Origin of the sequence: Paraburkholderia sp. BL6669N2, from assembly GCF_003387275.1 — a bacterium.
Classification (GTDB): Bacteria; Pseudomonadota; Gammaproteobacteria; order Burkholderiales; family Burkholderiaceae; genus Paraburkholderia.
This window is the reverse complement of the sequence record NZ_QUNA01000002.1, coordinates 2,061,877-2,084,401: the sequence shown is the minus strand read 5'-3', so window position 1 is coordinate 2,084,401 and position 22,525 is coordinate 2,061,877. Positions and strand designations below refer to the sequence as shown.

Below are 22,525 nucleotides of genomic sequence, written 5' to 3'. Positions count from 1 at the left end.
GCTGCCTTCACGGCCATCACGGCGACGACGAGGAGGTGAGCCTCTCCGATGCGTTCCAGACGAGTTTAAGGGCTTGTTTCAGGACCTACGGGGTGCTCACGCACCCACCAGCCGCATTGCCTTCATCGTCTTCTTGAAGCCCAGGATTCTCAGCACTCGAGCGAGATTGTAGGCGAGTACATTCAAACTCATTTCGGTACCTACGTTGGGTAACCTGCGCGTCAGGAAGTGCGTATAGCCCATCCAATGCTTGAACGTTCCGAAGACATGTTCGACGGTTCGCCTGCGCACTGTCATCGCATCAGGCGTCTTGTCCAGCCGACGTTGAACTGCTTCCAGCACCGACTCATGCTCCCATCGACTTATCCGCCGTTGGTCGCTGGGCGTGCACTGTGACTTTATTTTGCATTGCGGACAGGCGCCGCTCCAGTATCGGTGTAACTGCATCCCATGTTCCTCGCTGGTGTAACGGTAAATTGCCCGTTCTCCAGCCGGACATTGGTATTCGTCGTCCCGCGCAATGTAGATGAAGTCTGCCTTGTCGAATCGGCCATGGTATTTCGCGCCCGATGTCGTGGGCTTCGGCAGCATGACCGCAATCCCTGCATCCGCGCACTCCTTGATTTGAGGCCCACTGTAGTAGCCACGATCGGCGACCGCCCGCAGTCTGCTTTTGCCCGTTGCGTCGCGCGCAGCTTTTGCCATGGGGCTAAGCTGCGCCCGGTCACTGCCAGAGTTTGTGACCTCGTAAGCAACGATGAGGTGGTGTTTGGCGTCAACGGCCACCTGCACGTTGTAGCCCACCATTCCCGAGCCTTTGCCGCTCGTCGCCATCGAGCGCGCGTCAGGATCCGTCATCGAGAGTTGGCCGTCGGGCTGCGTCTTGAGTTCCTGCTTGATCTGATCGAGGTTTCGCATCTGCTCGCGCAAGCGTGCGATCTTGTCTTGCAATCTGGTCGTCTTTGCTTCCAGCTCAGCGGGTTGCGTACGATCGGCAGTCTCCAGCGCGTTCAGATACCGCTGGATGCTCTCCTCGATCTGCTTCTGGCGCTTGTCGACCTTACCCTCGGTGAAGTTGCGATCGCGCGTATTGACTGCCTTGAACTTGCTGCCGTCAATGGCGACCAGCGCTTGCGAGAACAGCTTCAGCTCACGGCACAGCATCACGAAGCGGCGACACACGCTGCGAATGCCGATGCCGTTGTCACGACGAAAGTCGGCTATGGTCTTGAAGTCTGGAGCCAGTCGGCCAGTGAGCCACATCAACTCAACATTGCGCTGGCATTCGCGCTCAAGACGCCGGCTCGACTGAACTCGGTTCAGGTAGCCGTAGATATAAATCTTCAGCAGCACTGCTGGATGGTAGGACGGGCGACCTGTAGTCGACGGCATCGCTCCATCGAAGCCCAGTGATTCAAGGTCAAGCTCTTCAACGAACGCCTCGATGATCCTGACCGGATTGTCCTCGGCAACAAAGTCATCGAGGCACTCTGGAAGCAGCGTCACCTGCTTGCGATCTTCACCTTCTATGAATCGCTTCATCCGATCACCCAAGCTGAATGAGTTAATCCAGTTTAGGCGATCATGGTGTTTTCACACACCCTCGACCCACAACGGCCAGCCGTGGTTTCCTTAAGCGGCCGTTCACAGTGCCCGTCTCTCTCAAGTAGATTGGAGCTTGCGCGCACAAAAACCATAGCCGAGATCATACGAGTAACAATTGTGGTGATCGTCGTCACGTGATGAACGATCCCGCTTCCATGTGCGAAGCCGCCAGACTCGGTCTGGGTGTCGCGATGCTGGCGCTTCCCGGCGTACCGGATCTGGCCGGCGGCAAGCTCGTGCGTTTGCTGCCCGAATTGCATTCAGACGTGGGCATGATTTCCCTTTACTACGCTTCGCGGCGGCTTCTACCCGCTAAGACGTGTGTGTTTAGCGACTTTGTGATGGAGAATTTTCGGCAGCTCGGGTAAGGCGCAAAGATTCGATGCGACGAGGGACGAACGTGAGACGGATCGCACATCCAACCGATGACCGCGTATTCCTCGACAACAAGCGCTAGAAAGCATGAGCCTGCACCAGCACGTCCCAAGGGGCGGGAGACGGAAAGATGTCCTGCAAAAATCCGACAAATGCTCTCACCGCCGGATTGCTGCGGCGGCTCTCGGGCCACACCGCATGTAAATTGAATCGGTCATAGGCGAACTCATGCAGCACCGGTACGAGTTCGCGCCTTCCAACGTATGCCGCTGCGATATATGTCGTCGAAATCCCGATTCCGGCACCCGCGGCCAGAGCCGCGGCAATGGCGTCGCTGACGTCGATAATCAAAGCCGACGGAGGCGTAAACTCAACGAGTTTGCCCCCCACGTTGAACGGCCATGCAGCCTCCAGCCCCGTCGACTGATATCTAAAGTTCACACAATCGTGCTGCAAGAGATCATTCGGATGCTGAGGCAGGCCTCGCTCCTGCAGATATTCGGGCGATGCGAACGCGCAAATCCGATGCGGTGCAAGACGACGCGCAATCAACCGCGTGTCGCCGGGGTCGCCGACCCGAATGGCGACATCCACGCCCTCTTCGATCAGATCGACGTAACGATCGCTCAGGCGGACATCGACGGTCACTTTCGGATGCTGTCGGCGGAACATCGTCAATGCGGGCGCGAGGATGTTCACGCCGACGGGCAACGGCGCCGTCACCTTGAGCGTTCCGGCCGGCTCCGCGCGCGCAGCGGCTACGCCTTGCTCGATACCTTCCGCCTCGCGCAATAACCGTTGCGTGCGCTCCAGAAGGTCCCGCCCCTCCGGTGTCAGCGTCAGCGAGCGCGTAGTCCGGCTGAACAGCCTGAGTCCGAAATGCTGCTCTAGCCGCTGAATGCTCTTGCTGATGGCCGATGGCGAAACGGACAGCGAACGCGCGGCAGCCGTGTAGCTGCCAAGCGATGCGGCACGCGCAAAAGCAATCAGTCCGGTCAGCCTTTCGATGGCGATTTGTTCCATGATGGCATCATTAAAGCGAACAACCGCCTTATTATCAAGCCCGGTTTCGTGAATTAACCTTCTTCCATCGACGCCAAACCGGCGAAGTCCAACAGGAGAAGGAAATGAACGCGAAGACCAAAACGCAGGACGTACAGGCCGCGGAAGTCGCCCACCACGCGCTGGCAGGCAAGACCGCACTCATCTTTGGCGGGACGTCGGGCATCGGGCTCGACGCGGCTATCCAGGCGAAGCGGGCGGGCGCGGAGGTCATCGTCGTCGGCCGATCGGCGGATACGGCTGAACTGATCGCCGCACAGCATGGCTTCGCCGGATGGCGCGCGGCCGACGTGACCAACGCAGACGCTCTACAGCAGGCGGTACGCGACATTCCAAAGGTCGATCATCTGGTTTTGCTGGCGGGCACCTTCGTCGCAGGGACGGTGCGCGACGCCGATGTAGCGCATCTCCGGAACGCGTTCGAGGAACGCATCTGGGCGGCTGTGCACGTTATTCGCGCCCTGGGAGACCGGTTGAGCGCCGATGGCTCGATCACTTTCATCTCGGGCAGTCTCGCCGACCGTCCGAACGCCTACGGCACCGCGGTGCTCGCGGCGGCGTCCGCCGCCATGGAAGCGCTCGCGCGCGGCCTGGCTCTCGAACTGGCGCCGGTGCGCGTCAACACACTGTCGCCCGGTCCGATCGACACGCCTATTCTGCGCAAGGCGCTCGGTGACGCGCGCGATGGGGTCGTGGCAAACATGGAGAAGACGCTGCCGCTGCATCGACTCGGCACCGCCAGCGAAGCTGGCGCGGGCGTGGTGTTCCTGATGACCAATGGCTTCATGAACGGAGCGACGCTCAACGTCGATGGCGGCGCGCGCCTCGTGTAACCGCAAAGCCAATGGAGAACGACATGACCGCGCTTTTCGACGCAATCCGGCTGGGCGAAATCGAAGCGCCCAACCGCATCTTTATGGCGCCCATGACCCGCGCGCGGGGTACGCGAGATCACTTGCCGACATCGATCATGGCGCAGTATTACGTCCAGCGCGCGAGCGCCGGACTCATCATCAGCGAAGCGATCGGTGTCTCTCAGCAGGGATTGGGATGGCCTACTCCCCCGGTGTTGCATTCGCTTGCGAGGAAATCGTCGAAAACCCGTTGAACGCCGCGCGCTTCACCGCGCGCAGCAACCTGGTCGGCGTCGTCACGAACGGCACCGCGGTGCTGGGCCTCGGCAACATCGGGCCGCTCGCCTCGAAGCCGGTCATGGAAGGCAAGGCCGTCCTGTTCAAGAAGTTCGCCGGCATCGACGTGTTCGATATCGAGCTGAACGAGTCCGATCCGCACAAGCTGGTCGACGTGATCGCGGCGCTGGAACCGACCTTCGGCGGCATCAACCTCGAAGACATCAAGGCGCCGGACTGCTTCATCGTCGAACGCGAATGCCGCAAGCGCATGAAGATTCCGGTCTTCCACGACGACCAGCACGGCACGGCGATCGTCGTGGCGGCGGCCATCACCAACGGTTTGAAGGTCATAGGCGAGCACATCGAGGACGTGAAGCTGGTAGCGTCAGGCGCAGGTGCGGCGGCGCTTGCCTGCCTTGACCTCCTTGTTGACCTTGGACTGCCACTCGAAAACATTCTGGTGACGGATCTCGCCGGCGTGGTCTACAAGGGCCGCGTCGAACTGATGGACCCTGACAAGGAGCGTTTTGCACGCGAAACCAGCGCCCGTACGCTTGCCGAAGCGATCGGCGGCGCGGACGTGTTCCTCGGTCTGTCGGCCGGTGGCGTGCTCAAGCAGGACATGGTCAAGCGGATGGCGGACAAGCCGCTGATTCTGGCGCTCGCTAACCCAACGCCCGAGATCCTGCCGGAGCTAGCGCTCCAAGTACGTCCAGATGCAATTCTCGCAACCGGACGTGCCGACTTCCCCAACCAGGTGAACAACGTGCTGGTGTTCCCGTTCCTGTTCCGCGGCGCGCTGGACGCCGGCGCGACGACGGTGACGCAGGAAATGGAAATTGCCGCGGTCAACGCGATTGCTGAACTGGCGCGCCAGGAGCAGAGCGACATCGTCGCGACGGCGTATGGCATTCAGGACCTGTCGTTCGGGCCGGAATACCTGATTCCGAAGCCGTTCGATCCGCGTCTGGTCGTCAAGGTCGCACCGGCCGTGGCGAAGGCCGCGATGGACTCGGGCGTTGCCGAGCGTCCTATCGAATACATGGAAGCGTACGAACAGCATCTGCAGCAGTTCGTGTACCACAGCGGCACGACCATGAAGCCGATTTTCCAGCTCGCGCGTGGCGTCGAGCCGGAGAAAAAGCGCATCGTGTTCGCGGAAGGCGAAGAAGAGCGTGTGCTGCGCGCCACGCAGATCATCGTCGACAAAAAGCTGGCCAAACCGATCCTGATCGGCCGTCCGGTGGTGATCGAGCAGCGTATTGCGCGCTACGGTCTGCGTCTCATCGCAGGGCAGGACTACACGGTCGTCAACACCGACCACGACGAGCGCTATCGTGATTTCTGGCAGGAATATCACAAAATGATGTCCCGCAAGGGCATCAGCGCGCAGATGGCAAAGCTCGAAATGCGCCGCCGCACCACACTGATCGGCGCGATGCTGGTTGAAAAGGGCGAGGCGGACGGCATGATCTGCGGCATGGTGAGCACGACGCACCGGCATCTGCACTTCATCGATCAGGTGATGGGTAAGAAGAAGGACTGCAACGTCTACGCAGCCATGAACGCGCTGGCGCCGCCGGGGCGCCAGATTTTCCTGGTCGATACCCACGTGAACGTCGATCCGACGGCCCAGGAATTGGCCGAAATCACGATCATGGCAGCCGACGAAGTGCTGCGCTTCGGCATCGAGCCCAAGATCGCGCTGCTGTCGCACTCAAACTTCGGCACGAGCAATGCGCCGTCGGCGCAGAAGATGCGCGATGTACTGGCGATCCTGCGCGAGCGCGCGCCGCACTTGCAGGTCGACGGAGAAATGCACGGCAGTCTCGCGCTCGATCACGATCTGCGCCGCGAAGTGATGCCCGACTCGACGCTCGAAGGCGACGCAAACCTGCTGGTGCTGCCGAACATCAACGCGGCCAACATCTCGTACAACCTGCTGAAGACCGCCGCAGGCAACAATGTCGCCATCGGGTCGATTCTGTTGGGCGCGGCACAGCCGGTGCATGTATTGCCGCCATCCGCGACGGCGCGTCGGATCGTCAATATGACGGCGCTGCTGGTGGCGGATGTGATTGCGCTCAAGTAGGCGCGACGGTCCGGTCCAAGCTCAACTTCGGCCGTTCGGGGAATAGCCTCCGACGGCGGCTCAGGGTCGACGAACGAAACCGCTCGCGCGGTAGGGGGCTGCGGTCCGACGCTGGAGGTCAGGGAGGGGCCGGTCGCGCGGTTTATGTTGGCGAATGAGGCAATCCGCCTCGTTCTCCAGCAGGAGCCGCATCATGACCTCCTCTCAACCGACCGTCAGCCCGTTGCGCCAGCGCATGATCGACGACATGCGTATGCGCCAGCTTTCCCCGAAGACGCAAGCCAACTATCTGCGCATCGTCCGCGAGTTCGCCCGATACCTCGGGCGCTCGCCTGATACCGCCACGGTCGAGGACCTGCGAACCTACCAGCTGCATCTGGTCGATCATGGCACGTCACCGATATCACTGAACGCCGCGATCACCGGGCTGAAGTTCTTCTTCGAGACCACGCTCCACGAGTCCGAACTGATGGCCCGGATGCAGCCCGTGCGCGTGCCCCGTACGTTACCGGTCGTGCTCAGCCCCGATGAAGTACGGCGGCTCATCGCCGCCACAGGCAACCTGAAGCACCAGACGGCTCTCTCGGTTGCCTACGGCACCGGGCTGCGCGTCAGCGAAGTGGTGGCGCTGAAGGTCACAGACATCGACAGCCAGCGCATGACGCTGCGTGTCGAGCAGGGCAAGGGCCGCAAGGATCGCTACGCGATGCTCTCACCGGTGCTGCTCGAACGCCTGCGCGTCTGGTGGCGTGTGGCCCGTGCCCAGGGCAGGATGCCCGACGGCGGGTGGCTGTTTCCCGGGCTCGACCCCATCGATCCCCTCACGCCGAGGCAACTCAACCGTGCCATCCGTGCGGCCGCCGAGGCCGCGCAGATCGACAAGCGCGTGTCGATGCACACGCTGCGCCACAGCTTTGCCACGCACCTGCTCGAACAGAAGGTCGACATCCGCGTGATCCAGGTGCTGCTTGGCCACAAGAAGCTGGAAACCACCGCGCTTTACGCGCAGGTAGCCACCGACCTGCTGCGCGAAGTCACCAGTCCGCTGGAGCGCCTGCCCGCCAACTGACCCGGCGCAGTACCTCATGCCGGAGGTCGCGGACATCTTCCGCGCACGCGGGCCGGCGTGGCGTCGCACAGTCCACCTGAGCCTCGGGCAGCTGAAGGTCATGTCAGCCATCGAACAGTGCCGCAGCGCGGCGCTGGGCGGGCATGTGCTGCGCTGTTCCGGCTGCGCGCGCACCGAGATCGCCTACAACTCCTGCCTTATGGGAAGTGTTTTGCTATGGGGAGAAGGCACCCCCTGAGCGAGCACGGAGTGAACTCCGCGCCCGTTCAGCTCTCCATTAAAGCTTGGCCCTGAGCATGGCGATTACCTTATCGGACGGCCGGAACGAACCCCTGCGCAAATGCGGTGGGACGATCGCGTTGAGGGCTTCGAGCTTCTCAGTTGGATCAGCGCGAGTGTAGATTTCAGTGGTCGCCAGATCGCTGTGCCCGAGCCACAGGGAAACCTTTCGGATGTCCTGAGTGCTTCGCAGTACTATCATTGCACAGGTGTGCCTCAAGACGTGCGGTGATACCTGCTTCTTCGACAGCGAGGGGCACTTATGACTAGCCGTCGCAGTGTGGCATTTAAGGACATACGCGAAACCCCAACGGCTCATCGCTTCGCCCCGTGCATTAACGAACAATTCCGGTACTGCGACACTTCCCCGTATCACCATCCAGGCACGCAACGCGTTAGCGGTCGTTTTCCACAGGGGCAAGGCGCGCTCCCGCCGGCCCTTGCCGTGAACACGGATGCTCAACGACGGGAGGACAACATCGGCGGTATGCAATCCCGTCAGCTCCGATACACGCAGGCCGCCGCAGATGGCCAGATGCAGCATCGCCCGGTCCCGAATACCCTCGCGCGTTGACGGATCTGGCGCATCGAGCAGAGCCCGAACCTCATCCTCGAGCAGATATGGCACCAGACGGGAATCGGTTTTCTTATAGGGAATGCCCAGGATTCGTCGCGCTTGCTCAAGAATCGCGGGCTCGCGATACTCAAGGAAGTGGAAGAATGACCTGATTGCAGCCAGCCGGACATTACGCGTCTCAGGCGAATTGTGGCGCGCATCTTCGAGATATTCCAGGAAGTCGCTGATCAGCCTCGCATCGAGCTGCTCCAGTGCTAGCGACGAGGGCGTCACCTTGAGTCGCCTGGCGGCGAACTCGAACAGAAGCTGGAAGGTGCAAGCATAGGAGTCGCAGGTGTGTTGGCTGGCGCCTCTCTCATGGGCAAGGTTTTGACGAAGGAATGCAACAATGTGCGGCGCGATCGGCATCATTTCTGTTCTCCGGTGAGAAACCCCTCTGCGGCGACAGCAATGTCGCGCAGGAGCGCGGGCGTGGCCTCGAGATACCAATAGGTGGCGTTGATGTTGACGTGTCCCATGTAGGTCGCAAGGGCCAACATGTGCCGCCCGACCCGGTCTCGGCCTTCCGGGCTTGCCTCCAGTGCCCTGACGGCGAACGTGTGTCTGAGCTCATGCAAGCGGGGACGGTGGCCGTTGTGGGTGGTGCCGATGCCGGCAAACTTCAGCAGCTTCTGGAACATCCAGTAAGTAACCGTGTATCTGAGCGCGTGACCGTCGTCATCAACGAACACATGGTCGTCACCCGGGCAGGCTCGTCGCCGCAGTGCTAAATACCTCTGCAAACCCGCCACCGCTGTCTCGTGCAGTGGAACTAGACGGGTCTTCTGGAATTTGCTCTTTCGAATCAGCAGTCCTTCGGAAGTCATGTCGGCAAGGCGCAGGTTCAGGGCCTCCGAGATCCGCATGCCCGTGGCTAGCAGCAGGGCAATTAATGTCGCATACGTTTGTGGTTGCAACGTGCCCCGAGGGCCCGATTGCAAGGCTGTGTTTATCAAGCGCTCAATGTCAGCGCAGGTGTAGATGAACGGAACGCGACGCGTCTTTCGGTAACCAAAGTGGCGGGCGGGTGGTAGTTCATGGTTTTGATCCTCCATACGCATGTACCGGGCGAACCGACACACGGTCTTTAGCCTTGCGTCACGCTGGGCCACCGACGCAGCCTCGCCGGCCCAGTCGATTGCTGTCTGCGTGCAAACGTGCATTTCACCGCGTTTGACAGCAAAGCACGCGAAACTGCGCAACAGGTAGTCTGCGTTCAGCAGTTTGAATCCGGCGGCACGCCGCGCGGCAAGATAGGACTCCACGGCCGGCATCATTTCGCCACCTCCGGCCATGGCCGAGCGATTTGGCTGAGCAGCGCTACGTCGACCTTGGCGTAATACGCCGTGGTATCAATGCCGCGATGCCTCAGGATCAGGCCAACCTGGTCGAGGGGAAGCCCGTGGCGCAACATCTCAGTCGCCGCCGTGTGGCGCAGCAGATGTGCACCTTTGGCGGGCGAACTCACCCCGGCCCGTTTTAGTGCGCGCTTCACTATCGAAGATATGCCGTCGCTTGAGATATGCGGCTTGACGGGTGCGATGTTTCTAACAAAGACATGGTCGCTGCCGGCAACCCGAGGTCGCGATTCGAGATACCGCAGAAGTGCCTCGCCAGCATCCTGCGGCAGCGGAAGGCGAACTTCATAGCGCCCCTTTCCCAAGACACGTAGCGTCCCGGAGTCCCACTCCATACCGCTCAAGCGAAGGTTCGCCAGGTCACCTGCGCGAACCCCAAGTCGCACAAGCAGGAGGACGATCGCACGATCGCGAAGACGCCTGCGTGAATCGTCATCGCATGCGGCGATCAGGCGGTCAACTTCGTCAGCGCTCAGACACCTTGGCAGTGACGCCAGGCGCCAATGCGCCAGCGACGGAACCGCCTGATCGAGACCCGGCCGACACAGATCGTGAACCCCGAGGTAGCGTAAGAAGGCTCGCGCGCTAGTGACCCGCTTTTCAGCGGTACCAGCACCACAACTGCAGGCACTGTTCAGCAGGAACGTACGTATCTGCTTCGGATCCCACTGGCTGGCGTCATCGCCAAGCACTTTCAGCATCACTGCGGCATCACGACAGTAGAGCCGAATGGTTGGATCCTTCGCACCCCGGTGCTTTTGCAACCATCGCCGGAAACCACCTACGATTGCCGGTTCCCGAATCTCTGCAATCGAAGGCTTGTCGTCCGGGCAGACGCCGATCTCGATCAGGTATTCGCGAAAGCGTTTGGCGCCGAAATAGACGTGGTGGCCGGTCCTGCCACCTTTTACTTCCGGGCAAGTGCAAGTTGGCAGATGACGAAAGAAGGTTTCCGGGGTTTGTGGACCAGTATCGGCCAGGGTACCGCCGTGTGCCAGCATGAAGCGACCAAGATGGTCGGCAGCTCGCAGGTAACGTATGGCACTGGCCGCGGAATATCCGTCTCGTTCAAGCGCGTCAGCAAAGTCGTCAATGAAGACTCCGCTGGGTCCCGAGCGCAGGCGTTTCAAGGTTTTGGGTGCTACCAGGTAGGTGTCCAGCATCACATCCTCCTATGAGGGTTGCCTGGGAAGGCCCAACCACCATAGCAAAGGAGGACCGCGATTTTATGGGGTGTTAAATGGCGACCGGCCAGATACAAAACCAGATACGCCCGGTAGGTTTCGCGCCGAACCTGATCTGCAACTCCCCGTTAGACAGAACTTCCCATAAGGCAGGTAATGGAGTTCACTCCATTACGTGCCGCAACCGGCATTGCCCTAAATGCCAGGGCAATGCCGCACGACGCTGGCTCGAAGCGCGTCAGGCCGACCTGCTGCCGGTCGAGTACTACCACATCGTCTTCACGCTGCCCGCTACCATCAGCGCAATCGCCTGGTACAACAAGCGGGTCATCTACGGGCTGCTGTTCGACATCGCCGCCGACACGCTGCGCACGATCGCCGCCGATCCCCGGCATCTCGGCGCGCAGATCGGCGCCACGCTCGTCCTGCACACCTGGGGCTCGGCGCTCACGCATCATCCGCACGTGCACGGCATCGTCCCCGGCGGGGGGCTGTCGTCCGACGCAGAACGCTGGATCGGCTGCCGGCCCGGCTTCTTCCTGCCGGTGCGCGTGCTCTCGCGCCTGTTCCGGCGCCGCTTCCTCGAAGCCCTCGCTGATTCTCACCGGCGCGGCCAGTTGCAGTTCTTCGGCGAGTATGCGGCGCTTGCCGATGCGACCGTCTTCGCTCAGTGGCTCGCACCCCTGCGTGCCTGCGAATGGTTTGTGTACGCCAAGCGCCCCTTTGCGGGACCCGAAGCCGTGCTCGCGTACCTCTCGCGCTATACGCACCGCGTAGCGATCTCCAACCAGCGTCTGCTGGCCTTCGATGAGCACGGCGTGACGTTCCGCTGGAAGGACTATCGCGAGAAGGGGCGCACCCGCTACAAGACCATGACGCTGGAGGCCGCTGAGTTCATGCGTCGCTTCCTGCTTCATGTGTTGCCCGACGGATTCCATCGCATCCGTCACTACGGGCTGCTCGCCAACCCGGTGCGCCGCGCCAGTCTCGCGAAGGTGCGTGAGCTGCTGCATGTCACGCCCGAACCCGGCCCGCCATCTGGGCAGCCCGTCGTCGCGCCCCGGCCCGCCTTCATCTGCCGGCACTGCGGAGCCCCGATGATCGTCATCGACATCCTCCAACGCACCGCACCGATTCGCGCGCCACCGATGCAGGGCCGCCCATGAACGCGGCGTTTCCTCGATCTGCCAACCCAACGTCGGCTTTGCGGCAACGCGGCCCACAAGCGGACATTTGTGCCTGGCGCGTCACGCAGCCTCCCGCACGTCCCCTTCTTCCTCACCCTCGCACCAGTGCATCGCATCGTCACGACGTCTGGGCTCTTCCAGCATCCTGTTCGAGCCGCCTTCCTCCAGCAATGCTGAGGATGCCGGACCATCAATCGCCATAGCCGCCCGGAATCCCGAGCGTCCCGGACCACTCCGCGGTTTCCTCCCTCGAGGCTTATCCGACGCCTGCCCACAGGCGCCGCGGCAGACTCGCGGCCATGTGAATGAGGGCAGACGTCCAATAACCCTTAACGACAGCACGCTTTCGCGGATGTGAGAGTCGCCGCTCCGGATCCGGCTCGGGCGAACGGCCGGTTAGCAGCGTCCAGCCGCCCGATGAGACGCAGTAGCTGAACGACTGCAATGGCCGATATCGAGTCAATCGGCTTGCCAGTTTGCCGCTGGGATTGCCCGTATCCATCGACGCTGCGAGCGCACGCTAGCAGACTACCGATCGTCGGTACGTTCCGAAAGCCGCTGCATGAAGGCGTCTATTTGGTGTGCAAAGTGCGATGGCGATATCGTTGGGTTTAATCTACCGTAGGGTTCATGGAGCCCGTGCGCGTGTCCGGAGTCAGTCGTGATGTGCGAGACAGCTATGGATTACCGCAACGCTGAACCCTCATGGTCCGCCCCGCGCGGAAGCGAATGGGTGCGTGAAATATTAAAGACAGCTTTCATTTTTCGGGGTCTATTGCACGGCCATTCGACGGCGTTTCGGACTCTATTGCTCAATTTTTCGAGTCTTTTGTGCAGGGACACTCTTCGACACTCACGCCTACGGAAACTCGTCTTGATTTCTTGAACGGTTAGTCATAATATCGACTGCATGAAGCAATCAGGCGATTCGAAACAATCCACGAAGAAAGCCGGCGAGGTCAGCTCGCGCGGCAGGCCGCGCGAGTTCGACACAGACACGGTATTGGCGAGCGCGAGCCAGGTGTTCTGGAATCACGGCTACCACGCCACCTCGATCGACGACCTGTGCAAGGCCACCGGCCTGTTGCGCGGCAGTCTCTACGGCGTGTTCGGCGACAAGCACGGCATCATGCTGGCCGCGCTGGATCATTACGCGGAAGGGTCGGTCGCACGGCTCGCCGAGCGGTTGAACGCACCGGTGCCGCCGGAAGAATCACTGCGCAACGCTTTGCTGCATTACGCTCGGGTCGCGTGCGCGCTCACCGGCGAGCGTAGCTGTTTCATCACCAACACCACGCTTGAAATGCAACCGGGCGACGAACAACTGCGCGGCCGCGTCGCCGCGATTCAGCGCCGCATGGCGACGCTGCTGGCGGCGTCGGTGATACGCGGTCAGGCGAGCGGCGCCTTCAACTCCACGCTCGACGAAAAAGCTGTCGGCGATTTTCTGCTCTGCGTCATGCAAGGTCTGCGCGTGCTGGGGCGGGTCGCTCACAAGGAAGACGCGCTGGTAGGAATCGTGGACGTCGCCATGCGCGCGCTCGTCTAAATTTTTTTGCCGAATTTTTGAACGATCAGTCATGAAAAGCGAAGCGATCAAGTCCGCTGCGGCGGCATGCGTTGGACGTCAAGGCGCCGCAGCTTCAGCGGTGATCTGTCCTGGCTCTGCGGCCGCGAATCTAGCGACGGGTTCGGCCGCGGGCGTGCCAAAGGGCGTGACAAAGGGCGTCACACCAGCGGCCGACAAGACCCAGCCGCGCTTCGAACGGCAAGGCCTTGCGCTGGCGGTGCTATTCGTCGGCGCCTTCCTCGCGCCGCTCGACTACTTCATCGTCAACCTCGCGCTGCCCTCGATCCACACCGGCCTGAACGCCACCGACGCGCAATTGCAACTCGTCGTCTCCGCCTATGCGTCGGCGTATGCGGTGCTGCTGATCACGGGCGGGCGGCTCGGCGATCTGTTCGGCCGCCGCCGCATGTTCATGACGGGCATGGCGGCGTTCGTGGTCGCCTCGGCGCTGTGCGGCTTCGCGACCAGCGGGCACATGCTGGTGATCTCGCGGATCGTGCAGGGCATCGCTGCCGCCGTCATGGCGCCGCAAGTGCTCGCCACGATTCGCGCGGTGGTGCCCCTGCATCAGCAGACCAAGGTGATGAGCCTGTATGGCTTCGTGTTCGGCTTGTCATCGATCGTCGGCCAGTTGGGCGGCGGCGCGCTGATCACCTATCACCCGTTCGGGCTCGACTGGCGCATCATTTTTCTGATCAACATTCCGATCGGCATCGCGGCGTTTCTCGGCACGTGGAAGTTCGTGCCGGAGAATCAGCCGGCCACGCGCACCGGCATCGACGTGAAGGGCGTGGCGCTGCTGTCCGCCGTGCTGCTGCTGGTCATCTATCCGATGACGCACGGCCGCGAAGCCGGCTGGCCGGCGTGGACCTTCGTGATGTTCGCGCTTGCGCTGCCGGCGTTCGCGCTCTTCGTGATGACCGAGCAGCGCGTGGAGCGCGGCGGCGGCCATCCGCTGGTGGATCTGCAATTGTTCCGTAACCGGGCCTTCGCGCTAGGGCTCGTGCTCGCGTTTCTGTTCTACTGCAACAGCGCGTTTTTCCTGACCTACGGGATCTTCCTGCAGACCGGTTTGCACTGGACGCCGCTCGCCTCCGGCATGGCGATCATGCCGTTCGCGATCGGGTTCGTCGTCGGGCCGCTGGCCTCGCCGGCGGTAGTCAAGCGCATCGGCGGCCATGTGCTCACGCTCGGTTTTTCGATGATGACGGTCGGCTTCATGGTCACGGGCTGGTCCGCCACCCAATCGGCTACACCGGATCTGCTGTTCTATTGCGGGCTGGTATGCGCGGGCGTCGGTCATGGGCTGCTGCTGCCGTCGATCATGCGCATCGTGTTGCTGGAGGTCGTGCCGGAGAAAGCCGGGCTTGCTTCAGGCGTGGTGTCGTCGACGCTGCAGATCGGCTCGGCGTTCGGCACGGCAGCCATCAGCGGTGCGTTCTTCGGCGCGATCGGCGGGCGCGCGGCACCCGGCGACTACGCGCACGCGTTCCAGCTCAGCCTCGCGATCAACGCACTGCTGATGTTCGTGTGCATCGGCTTGAGCGTGCTGCTCGTGCGGCACCAGCAACTCGTGCTGCGCCGCCCGGCGCAGCCGGTTTGAAAATCCGGCGGCGGCAATCGTTTTCAACAAAGATTGCCCGAGGTTATTAGGCATTTTTTTAAACGAGAGTGATTTTAAGCATGGCGCATTTACCGGTGAGTTCGTTATTCACAGGTAATCTTGCTATGCACGATCAGAATAAACCCTGAATCGCTGTCCGCTGGAGCATTAGATATGACGAAACCGCATTCGCATTTTCTACCGGCGGCGCCGACACTCGGCAGTAAGCCTTGCGATCGTGCAGTGCGGCACGGAAAGGCGGCCTGGCAGCCGATTTCAGGGTTTTCCCGGTTTTTACCCATCGACAGCCGGCAGTGGAAGCCATTCCACTTCCGGTGAAAACGGTATCAATAAAAAGCGCTTGCGGCCATTAATTTCGATTGTTAATCTTGCCCAATCCTTTAGAGTTTTCCTTCAGCAGATCCAAAGTCGAAAAACCGGCGCAATGACTTAAATACCGTTCAACGGTTCCGTAGGGGGACGAATATGCTGACCGCTACCATTGACGCATTCCAGGCACCGCTCACCGCCCCGATCAACATCGGCGACGTCGTCACCTTGAAGGAAGGCGGCTCGCGCATGACGGTAACCTACGCAGGCCCCGTTGCGCTCAATCCTGGCGACTGGCTGATTTGCGAATGGTTCGACGAGCACGGCGAACTGCGCCGCGAGATGTTTTCACCCGCGAGCGTACGCGTCGAGCCGCGCTCCATTCCCGCTGGTTCCGTCTTGTGGAACCGCATGAGCCGCGCGGCCTGAACGGCCCGCAGTAGGGTCGGCCGCCTTGGCCGACCAGCCCGTTTTTCCGCCTCGCCACACCACGCCTGATTTACTTGCCGGAGCGATCCCGCTCGCTCGCGCGTCGTTGCACGCGCACCAGCAGCGCGCTGGAAAACGCCCGCATCCTCACGAGCTTGCGCGTCTCCACGACTTCGCCCGCAATGTTCTTCGGCGGGTTCGGTTGCAAGGACCAGTAGAGCGCGAGCAGCCAGCCGAACACGGTCCAGCCGAGACAGGCATTGAAGAGCGCCAGCGTCAGCACGTCATGACGCTTGCGCCGGTCCGCCACCACGGCCGGCAAAAAGTAGAGCGCCAGCGCCAGCACCGCGGCGATGGCCTGCACGACGACATTGCCTCCCATGAAGCGGCTCCCTCGCGATAGGCGACCCATGCTGCGATTGTCGCGCGATTATTTTGTTTGCGTAAGCTCGCCGCAAAGCGTTGCGCCGTGCGTGGGATGACTGCCACCGGCAGTTCGCGCCGCCCGCTCAGCGAGGCCAATGTATTGCGAGGGGTTCAGCCAATCCCGCAACCGGACTATCATGATCGTTTCGACAGAACAGATCCCACGGACCGCCATCATGATCTCCGACGATACCCAGCAGGCTCAGCGCATCAACCCCGAGACGCTACGCGAATTCGTGGACCGCAAGTGGAACGACGAGATCGTGCCCGCGTTGACGGACTACATTGCCGTGCCGGCCAAGAGTCCGGCGTTCGATCCCGAGTGGGTCAAGCACGGCTATCTGGAGCGCGTGATCACCGACGCGGCGCAATGGGCCGAACAGCAGCCCGTGCGCGGTCTGAAACTCGAAATCATCCGCTTGCCTGGCCGCACGCCGGTGATCTTCTTCGAGTCCCCAGCGACGCGTTCGGGCAGCGAGGAAACCATCGTGCTGTATGGCCACCTCGACAAGCAGCCCGAGTTCGACGGCTGGCGCAACGACCTCGGGCCGTGGACGCCCAAGCTCGAAAATGACAAGCTCTACGGCCGCGGCGGCGCCGACGACGGTTATGCCATCTACGCAAGCATCACCGCGCTCGCCGCGCTGGACGCGCAAGGTGTCGAGCGTCCACGTTGCGTGGGTCTGATCGAAACCTGCGAGGAGTCGGGCAGCTACGATCTGCTGCCTTATGTCGACGCGCTGCGCGAGCGGCTCGGCAAGGTCGGTCTGGTGGTGTGCCTGGATTCGGGCGCGGGCAACTACGATCAGCTGTGGCTCACCACGTCGTTGCGCGGCCTCGTCGCCGGCGATCTCGAAGTGCAGGTGCTCGACGAAGGCATTCACTCGGGCGGCTATGGCGGCATCGCGCCGTCGAGCTTCCGTATCATGCGGCAGCTGTTCGACCGGCTGGAGGACTCCGCCAACGGCACGCTGCTGCCGAAGGGTTTCCATATCGAGATCCCCGCGGACCGTTTGCGCGAAGCGGAAGCCACCGCCAGGATTCTCGGCGACGACGTCTGGAAGAAGCTGCCATGGGCGTGCGGCCAGGACGGCCGCCAGGTGCTGCCCACCACCACGGATCCGAAAGAGGCCTTGCTCAATTCGACATGGCGTCCGTCGCTGTCGGTGACCGGCGCGGCCGGCTTGCCCGCGCTCGCTGACGCCGGCAACGTGCTGCGTCCGCGCACGGCGTTCAAGCTGTCGCTGCGTCTACCGCCGATGATCGAAGCGGAGAAGGCCGTCGCCGACATGAAGGCGCTGCTCGAAGTCGATCCGCCGTACAACGCCAAGGTGACGTTCATGCCGGACGCGGGCGCGGCGAGCGGCTGGAGCGCGCCCGATCTTGCACCGTGGCTCGCCACCGCGCTCAACGACGCGTCGCGCCGGCACTACGGCGCCGACGTCGCGTATATGGGGCAGGGCGGCACCATCCCGCTCATGAACGTATTGAAGGCAGGTTTCCCCAAATCGCAGTTCATGGTGTGCGGCGTGCTCGGACCGAGGTCGAATGCGCACGGGCCGAACGAGTTCCTGCACGTGCCGTACGGCAAGAAGCTCACGGCTGCGGTTGCCGAGGTGATCGCCGCCGCGCCCTGAGCGAGTTCTTTAACTTCTGCTTGCCCTGAATCCGTCACGTCCGCCGACCTTGTGAATGACCGATAACTCGACCGCTCAACCCGTCACGCCCCGGATTCCGGCCGATCAATTGCACGCCTATGTGAGGGCAATCTGGGAGCGGGCGGGCAGCACGCCACGGGAAGCGGAACTGGTCGCCGATCATCTGGTGGCGGCGAATCTGACGGGCCACGACTCGCACGGCGTGGGCATGATTCCGCGCTATGTGGCGTCGCTTGCCGACGGCGAGCTTCAATTGAACCTGCATGCCGACGTGGTCAAAGACGCAGGCGCCGTGCTGACCGTCGAAGGCGGCAGAGGCTTCGGCCAGGTGGTGGCGTTCGAGGCCATGGAGCAGGGTATCGAGCGCGCCAAACGCCTCGGCATCTGCGCGGTCGGCTTGCGCAGCGCGCATCACATCGGGCGTATCGGTCATTGGGCCGAACAGTGCGCACGGGCGGGTCTCGTGTCGTTCCACTTCGTCAACGTGGCGGGCGATCCGCTCGTCGCGCCGTTCGGCGGCGCGGACCGGCGCATCGGCACGAATCCGTTTTGCGCCGCGTATCCGCGGCCCGGCAAACCTCCGCTCGTACTCGACTTCGCGACCAGCACGGTGGCCTATGGCAAGACGCGCGTCGCCTATAACCAGGGCAAGCAGGTTCAACCCGGCGCGCTGATCGATCACGAGGGCCGCGCCACGCTCGAACCCAAAGTCATGCACGAAGCGCCGTTCGGTTCGCTGACGCCGTTCGGCGGACATAAGGGCTTCGGACTCGCGGCCATGTGCGAGATCTTCGGCGGCGCGCTCTCGGGCGGCTTTACCACGCACTCGACCACGCTCGGCACGACCAACGCGATCATCAACTGCATGCTGTCGGTGATCATCGATCCGGCCGCGTTCGACGCGCCCGATGCGCAAGCCGAAGCCGACGCGTTCATCGACTGGGTGAAGGCCTCGCCGCTCGCGGCCGGCACCGACCGTATCTATGAGCCCGGAGAACCCGAGCGCGTGACGCGCGCGCAGCGCGAGGCGGAGGGTATTCCCGTGGATTCGGCCACATGGGCGCAGATTCTCGCCGCGGCGCTCGCCGTCGGCATGAGCGCGGAAGAAGCAGGCCGCTGGTCCGCGCGTTTGCAATAAACGATTTTGATGCAAAAGCGCGGGCGCGATGGGTCGCCCGCGTTTTGATTATGCGAAGCGGATACACCGTCTGTTAGCCAACCCATCACAGAAGAAAATAATTCGCCGCTTATCATTTTCGATTGAATTTTCTAATCGAAAATTATTTTCTCTTTCTTGCCATTCCGGCAAGACGTTCAATCTCGGCCGTGCGCAAACTGATTGCGCGCCGAGCGCCTGTTTGCGGGTCAATTTCGCCCATTTTCGGTGCGCAAGCGTTTGCGTCGATGCGACATGCCTCTGTGCGTTCTCTTTCCCGCAGAACGCCTGCTGGCGGGATTTTGAACGCGGCTTGCATTCATCTGTTGGTTACCCCGCTCCCATCCAATTCCGGTCTGCTTTAGGCTCGCATAGCAATACCAGTGTTTAACCTTAAAAGGACCGTTCAAAATGAATCTGCATAACCATCACGCCTGCCGTCCGTTCCTCGAAGCCGGCAATCTTTCGCAAATTTCGGCTTACTACGAAGAAGGCCGCAATGTCATGTGGATGATGTTGCGGGCGCAGCCGCGTCCCTGCTTCAATCTCGATCTGGTCCATGACATCCTCGAACTCGCGCAGGCAGCACGGGAATCAGGATTGCCGATCGATTTCTGGGTCACCGGTTCGTTGATTCCGACCATGTACAACGTCGGCGGCGATCTGGACTTCTTCGCGGACGCGATCCGCGCCGGCAAGCGTCAGGCGTTGATGTCCTATGCGCGCGCCTGTGTGGATTGCGTGCATGCGGCGTCGCGGGGATTCGACACGGGGGCGATTTCGATCGCGATGGTGGAGGGCACGGCACTCGGTGGGGGCTTCGAGGCCGCGCTCGCGCATCATTTCCTGCTCGCGCAGAGCGACGCACGCATGGGCTTCCCGGAGATCGCGTTCAACCTGTTCCCGGGCATGGGCGGTTATTCACTGGTGGCGCGCAAGGCCGGCATGCGGCTCGCGGAGGAACTGATCGGCGTCGGCGAATCGCATACGGCCGAATGGCATTACGGCAAGGGTCTGGTCGATCAGCTGTTCGAGCCCGGCGAAGCCTACATGGCGACCCGCACTTTCATCGACACGCTCAAGCCGAAAATGAACGGCATCCGCGCGATGCTGCGGGCGCGCCAGCGCGTGCTGCAACTCTCGCGCGCCGAGCTGATGGAAATCACCGAGGATTGGGTCGACGCCGCCTTCACGATCGAGGAGAAGGACCTCGCCTTCATGGAGCGGCTGGTGACGCTGCAGAACCGCCGCACCTCGAACCTGCGTCAGACGGCCAGCGCGGCCAATTTCGCCTGAATTGATCCGAGGTCGGCGACGGGTTCGACCGCGGGTTCGACCACAACGAGCCGCAAGGGCGGCGGCACCGGAAGCTCAGGCAATCAGCCTGAGCTTCTGTCTATCCTGCAACCAGCGTTCGAATTCAGCCGCCGGCATGGCCTGACCGTACAGGAAGCCCTGCACGTAATCCACGCCCAGGCCCTTCATGAACACTTCTTCCGACTCGGTCTCGATCCCTTCGGCGACCACCTTGAAATTCAATTCCTGCGCGACGGCCACCATGGAGCGCACCAGTGCCTGCGCTTTGGTGTCGGCGTTGATCGAGCGCACAAAGCTGCGGTCGAGTTTGATGACGTCGAGCGGAATCCGGCCGAGCTGCGATAGCGACGAATAACCCGTGCCGAAATCGTCCAGATGAACCTGCGCGCCGAGTTGGCGGAACTGCTTGATCAGATCGATCGCGGCCGTTTCGTCTTCGATCAGGCAGCTCTCGGTCAGTTCGAGATCGATCAGGCAGGGGTCGAGCCTGGCGTTCTGCAACGCCTCGCTGAAATGGCGGACCACGGCCGTATCGACCAGTTGCCGCGCCGACACATTGATCGCGATGCGCAGGTTGTAGCCGTCCGCCTTCCATTTGGCGGCCTGTTTCGCGGCCGTTTCCATGACCCAGCGGCCCAGTACGCCGATCAGCCCGGACTCTTCCGCGTAACGGATGAACTCGTTCGGCATGATCTGCCCGCGCTCCGGCGAATTCCAGCGCACCAGCGCTTCCACGCCCTGCACCACGCCGGTGGCGAGCGACAGTTTCGGCTGGTAGTGCAGCGTCAGTTGGCCTTCTTCGAGGCCGCGCCGCAGGTTGGTGTCGAGCCACATGTACTCGGCGACGCGGCGGTTCATTTCCGGCGAGAACACGCGGTGCGTGCGCTTGCCTTCGTCTTTGGCGACGTACATGGCCGTGTCGGCCGAACGGATCAGCGATTCGAGGCTGTCGCCATGTTCCGGATACAGCGCGATGCCGATGGAGCAGCCCGTGTAGACCTCTACGAGCCCGAGCGCGAACGGCGTGCGCATGCGTTCGAGAATGCGCTGCGCGGTGGTTTCGAGTTCGTGCGCCGTGCCCTTGGCGGCGAGGACGATGAATTCGTCACCGCCGAGACGCGCGAGCGTATCCCCTTCATTCAGGCACTCGCCGATGGCCGACGACACGTCGCGGATCAGGCGGTCGCCGAAGACGTGGCCGTAGTGGTCGTTGACCTTCTTGAAGTTGTCGAGGTCGAGGAACAGCACGCCGACGGCTTCGCCCGGCGCGGCGTCTTCGATAGCGGCGCGGATCTTGTCCTGGATCGCGTTGCGGTTCGCGAGGCCGGTGAGCGAGTCGGTATTGGCCAGTTCGGTGAGGCGTTCCTGCGCGAGCCGTTCCTCGGTGATGTCAGTGCCGGAGCAGATCAGGAATTGTTCGTCGATGCCGCTGCCGCTCTGCACGAACTTGTTGCGGAACAGAAATAGCCGCTCGCCATGCACTGTTTTGACGCGCCGCTCGACTTCGTACGACACGCCGCGATTGAAGAAGCCCGCAATGTTCTGGCTGGAGGCCGCGCCGTCTTCGGTGGACATGAACAACGCCCAGACGTTGCGGCCGACAATGTTCTCTTCCTTGACGCCCGTGAGTTCTTCGGCGAGACGGTTGAAGCGCTGTATTCGACCATGCCGGTCGACGATCACGACAACCGAATTCACTTCGGACACGACCTGCTCGGCAAACGAGAGGCCGTGCACCAGATCGCGGGCGACGGATTCGGTGTCGTCATAGGCGGAGGCGGTGCCGGCCCAACTGTTGCTGCTGAGTTTTTTACCGACCAGATGCAGACGCAACGGTTCGCCGAACAGCCGCACGTCGAGGACGAGGTGCGAGGTCACGCCCGTGAGGCAACGGATTTGCGAAGCCTGCTGAGGATTCAGCGGAATGGCGACACTGGCCGGCACGTCGCCAGTGACGGGCGTGAGTTCGAGCGCGTTGCTGTCGTTCGACAGACGCCAGCATGGGCTGCTTGTGCCGAACTGAGCAAATAGCACCTGCTCGTGTTGGTCGTCGTTCATGAGCTCCCCGGGCGGTGT

General features: G+C 62.0%; 17 protein-coding genes and 3 pseudogenes. 13 read left to right on the top strand and 7 right to left on the bottom strand.

Going from position 1 to position 22,525, the window contains the following annotated elements:
* Positions 1-96: 96 nt before the first annotated feature.
* Positions 97-1,542: an IS1182 family transposase gene (locus B0G80_RS31825; protein ID WP_116121860.1), complete on the bottom strand. Its 1,446-nt coding sequence runs from the start codon at positions 1,540-1,542 to the stop codon at positions 97-99.
* A 200-nt stretch (positions 1,543-1,742) separates the two neighbouring features.
* Between B0G80_RS31825 and B0G80_RS31820 the strand changes: the two genes are divergently transcribed.
* Entirely contained in the window at positions 1,743-1,973 is a 231-nt protein-coding gene (locus B0G80_RS31820) for a LysR substrate-binding domain-containing protein (protein ID WP_116121859.1), read from the top strand.
* Between the two features lie 85 nt (positions 1,974-2,058).
* Here the strand turns inward: B0G80_RS31820 and B0G80_RS31815 are convergent, their stop codons facing one another.
* Positions 2,059-3,003: a LysR family transcriptional regulator gene (locus B0G80_RS31815; RefSeq protein ID WP_116121858.1), complete on the bottom strand. Its 945-nt coding sequence runs from the start codon at positions 3,001-3,003 to the stop codon at positions 2,059-2,061.
* A gap of 104 nt (positions 3,004-3,107) precedes the next feature.
* Between B0G80_RS31815 and B0G80_RS31810 the strand changes: the two genes are divergently transcribed.
* The 5 genes and pseudogenes from B0G80_RS31810 to B0G80_RS31790 all read left to right on the top strand — a co-directional run.
* A complete protein-coding gene (locus tag B0G80_RS31810) occupies positions 3,108-3,875 on the top strand; it encodes an SDR family oxidoreductase (protein ID WP_116121857.1) in 768 nt (255 codons plus the stop codon).
* Positions 3,876-3,886: 11 nt separating this feature from the next.
* The gene (locus tag B0G80_RS31805; protein ID WP_309568799.1) at positions 3,887-4,150 is read left to right on the top strand and encodes a hypothetical protein; all 264 of its coding nucleotides are present in this window, start codon (positions 3,887-3,889) and stop codon (positions 4,148-4,150) included.
* Positions 4,087-6,267 (top strand): annotated as a pseudogene (locus tag B0G80_RS31800) (NADP-dependent malic enzyme); the annotation flags it as partial. The gene B0G80_RS31805 and the pseudogene B0G80_RS31800, both read left to right, overlap by 64 nt.
* Positions 6,268-6,460: 193 nt before the next feature.
* A complete protein-coding gene (locus B0G80_RS31795) occupies positions 6,461-7,336 on the top strand; it encodes a site-specific integrase (protein ID WP_116121856.1) in 876 nt (291 codons plus the stop codon).
* Between the two features lie 16 nt (positions 7,337-7,352).
* Positions 7,353-7,532 (top strand): annotated as a pseudogene (locus B0G80_RS31790) (transposase zinc-binding domain-containing protein); the annotation flags it as partial.
* Positions 7,533-7,613: 81 nt separating this feature from the next.
* Here B0G80_RS31790 and B0G80_RS31785 read toward each other — a convergent pair.
* Genes B0G80_RS31785 through B0G80_RS31775 form a run of 3 tightly spaced genes read right to left on the bottom strand, consistent with a single transcriptional unit; the run spans position 7,614 to position 10,752 of the window.
* Positions 7,614-8,603 carry a tyrosine-type recombinase/integrase gene (locus B0G80_RS31785; RefSeq protein WP_116120080.1) on the bottom strand — a complete coding sequence of 330 codons (990 nt, stop codon included), beginning with the start codon at positions 8,601-8,603 and terminating at the stop codon, positions 7,614-7,616.
* Positions 8,600-9,508, bottom strand: a complete 909-nt coding sequence (locus B0G80_RS31780; RefSeq protein WP_116120079.1) for a tyrosine-type recombinase/integrase — start codon at positions 9,506-9,508, stop codon at positions 8,600-8,602. The genes B0G80_RS31785 and B0G80_RS31780 overlap by 4 nt, the downstream gene beginning before the upstream one ends.
* Positions 9,505-10,752 (bottom strand): tyrosine-type recombinase/integrase, encoded by a 1,248-nt coding sequence (locus B0G80_RS31775; protein ID WP_220377483.1) that lies wholly within the window; start codon positions 10,750-10,752, stop codon positions 9,505-9,507. Before B0G80_RS31775 ends, B0G80_RS31780 begins: the two co-directional genes overlap by 4 nt.
* 182 nt (positions 10,753-10,934) lie before the next feature.
* Between B0G80_RS31775 and B0G80_RS31770 the strand changes: the two are divergent.
* The 4 genes and pseudogenes from B0G80_RS31770 to B0G80_RS31755 all read left to right on the top strand — a co-directional run.
* A pseudogene (locus B0G80_RS31770) lies at positions 10,935-11,939 on the top strand (IS91 family transposase); the annotation flags it as partial.
* Positions 11,940-12,870: 931 nt separating this feature from the next.
* Positions 12,871-13,509, top strand: a complete 639-nt coding sequence (locus B0G80_RS31765; protein ID WP_116121855.1) for a TetR/AcrR family transcriptional regulator — start codon at positions 12,871-12,873, stop codon at positions 13,507-13,509.
* 31 nt (positions 13,510-13,540) lie between these two features.
* A complete protein-coding gene (locus tag B0G80_RS31760) occupies positions 13,541-15,133 on the top strand; it encodes an MFS transporter (RefSeq protein ID WP_116121854.1) in 1,593 nt (530 codons plus the stop codon).
* Between the two features lie 486 nt (positions 15,134-15,619).
* Positions 15,620-15,892, top strand: coding sequence for a YodC family protein (locus tag B0G80_RS31755; RefSeq protein WP_106278351.1), 273 nt, complete (start codon positions 15,620-15,622; stop codon positions 15,890-15,892).
* A 70-nt stretch (positions 15,893-15,962) separates the two neighbouring features.
* On the opposite strand, the gene B0G80_RS31750 is transcribed toward B0G80_RS31755, so the two are convergent.
* On the bottom strand, positions 15,963-16,274 hold the full coding sequence (locus B0G80_RS31750; protein WP_116121853.1) for a superinfection immunity protein: 312 nt from the start codon (positions 16,272-16,274) through the stop codon (positions 15,963-15,965).
* A gap of 220 nt (positions 16,275-16,494) precedes the next feature.
* On the opposite strand from B0G80_RS31750, the gene B0G80_RS31745 reads away from it, so the two are divergent.
* The 3 genes from B0G80_RS31745 to B0G80_RS31735 all read left to right on the top strand — a co-directional run bounded on the left by B0G80_RS31745 (position 16,495) and on the right by B0G80_RS31735 (position 20,428).
* A complete protein-coding gene (locus B0G80_RS31745) occupies positions 16,495-17,955 on the top strand; it encodes a M20 family metallopeptidase (protein ID WP_116123795.1) in 1,461 nt (486 codons plus the stop codon).
* A gap of 55 nt (positions 17,956-18,010) precedes the next feature.
* Positions 18,011-19,114 carry a malate/lactate/ureidoglycolate dehydrogenase gene (locus B0G80_RS31740; protein WP_116121852.1) on the top strand — a complete coding sequence of 368 codons (1,104 nt, stop codon included), beginning with the start codon at positions 18,011-18,013 and terminating at the stop codon, positions 19,112-19,114.
* A gap of 429 nt (positions 19,115-19,543) precedes the next feature.
* Positions 19,544-20,428, top strand: a complete 885-nt coding sequence (locus B0G80_RS31735) for a crotonase/enoyl-CoA hydratase family protein (protein ID WP_106278344.1) — start codon at positions 19,544-19,546, stop codon at positions 20,426-20,428.
* 75 nt (positions 20,429-20,503) lie between these two features.
* Here B0G80_RS31735 and pdeR read toward each other — a convergent pair whose 3' ends face one another.
* Entirely contained in the window at positions 20,504-22,507 is a 2,004-nt protein-coding gene (pdeR, locus tag B0G80_RS31730) for a cyclic di-GMP phosphodiesterase (RefSeq protein ID WP_116121851.1), read from the bottom strand.
* Positions 22,508-22,525: the final 18 nt, after the last annotated feature.